Source organism: Pseudomonas sp. PGPR N4 (assembly GCF_059693665.1).
The window spans coordinates 1-1,909 of record NZ_JCAUKV010000012.1; the positions used below are offsets into that span (position 1 = coordinate 1).

The following is a 1,909-nucleotide window of genomic DNA, read 5'->3' on the forward strand; positions in this document are numbered from 1 at the left end:
CGTCACTGCGGAAGCTGCGAAAGAAGGCGACGCGAACCTCACCTTCAACTTCCAGCTGAGCAATCCGCCGCAGGCGGGTACCACGGCTACCTTGACCGTCAACGTCGGTGGCACTGATTACACCGTCACTGTGGGCGCCGATGGCAAGGGCACTCTCCAGGTCCCGAATACCAACGTTGAAGACGTCTACAAAGACGGTAGTGAAGTCACTGCGACTGTAACCGCGGTCAACGGCGGTAACTTCGAAGCTGTGGATCTGACTGGCGCGACCACCACCGTTGCTGTCGAAGACACCATCGACACCACCACTGTGGCTGTTACTGCCGAAGCTGCGAAAGAAGGTGACGCAAACCTCACCTTCAACTTCCAGCTGAGCAACCCACCGCAGGCGGGTACCACTGCTACCTTGAACGTTAACGTCGGTGGCACTGATTACACCGTCACTGTGGGCGCCGATGGCAAGGGCACTCTCCAGGTCCCGAACACCAACGTTGAAGACGTCTACAAGGACGGCAGTGAAGTCACTGCGACCGTCACTGCGGTCAATGGCGGTAACTTCGAAGCCGTCGACCTGACTGGCGCGACCACCACTGTTGCCGTCGAAGACACCATCGATACCACGACTGTGGCCGTTACTGCCGAAGCTGCGAAAGAAGGTGACGCAAACCTCACCTTCAACTTCCAGTTGAGCAACCCGCCGCAGGCTGGCAGCACTACAACTCTGACTGTAAATGTCGGTGGCACTGATTACACCGTCACAGTTGGCGCTGATGGCAAGGGCACCTTGTCGGTCCCGAATACCAACGTTGAAGACGTGTACAAAGACGGTAGCGAAGTCACCGCGACTGTAACCGCGGTCAACGGCGGTAACTTCGAAGCCGTCGATCTGACCGGCGCGACCACCACTGTTGCCGTCGAAGACACCATCGACACCACCACTGTGGTCGTCACTGCGGAAGCTGCGAAGGAAGGTGATGCGAACCTCACCTTCAACTTCCAGCTGAGCAATCCGCCGCAGGCGGGTACCACTGCTACCTTGACCGTTAACGTCGGTGGTACTGATTACACCGTCACTGTTGGCGCCGATGGCAAGGGCACGCTCCAGGTACCTAACACCAACATCGAAGACGTCTACAAAGACGGCAGCGAAGTCACTGCAACCGTGACCGCAGTCAATGGCGGTAACTTCGAAGCTGTGGATCTGACCGGCGCGACCACCACTGTTGCCGTCGAAGACACCATCGACACCACGACTGTGGCCGTCACTGCCGAAGCTGCGAAGGAAGGTGACGCAAACCTCACCTTCAACTTCCAGTTGAGCAACCCGCCGCAGGCTGGCAGCACCACGACTCTGACTGTAAATGTCGGTGGCACTAACTACACCGTCAACGTTGGCGCTGATGGCAAGGGCACCTTGTCGGTCCCGAATACCAACGTTGAAGACGTATACAACGACGGCAGCGAAGTCACTGCAACCGTGACCGCAGTCAATGGCGGTAACTTCGAAGCCGTCGACCTGACTGGCGCGACCACCACTGTTGCCGTCGAAGACACCATCGACACCACGACTGTGGCCGTCACTGCTGAAGCTGCGAAAGAAGGTGACGCAAACCTCACCTTCAACTTCCAGCTGAGCAATCCGCCGCAGCCTGGCACCACCGCTACCTTGACCGTTAACGTCGGTGGCACTGATTACACCGTCACAGTTGGCGCTGATGGCAAGGGCACGCTCCAGGTCCCGAACACCAACGTTGAAGACGTCTACAAAGACGGTAGCGAAGTCACTGCGACCGTCACTGCGGTCAATGGCGGCAATTTCGAAGCTGTCGATCTGACTGGCGCGACCACCACTGTCGCTGTCGAAGACACCATCGACACCACGACTGTGGCCGTCACTGCTGAAGCTGCG

General features: G+C 58.1%; 1 protein-coding gene. It reads left to right on the plus strand.

Going from position 1 to position 1,909, the window contains the following annotated elements; genetic code table 11:
- Positions 1–1,909, plus strand: a 1,909-nt coding sequence (locus AC58X1_RS24675) for a beta strand repeat-containing protein (RefSeq protein ID WP_497429617.1), incomplete at both ends; no start/stop codon positions are given.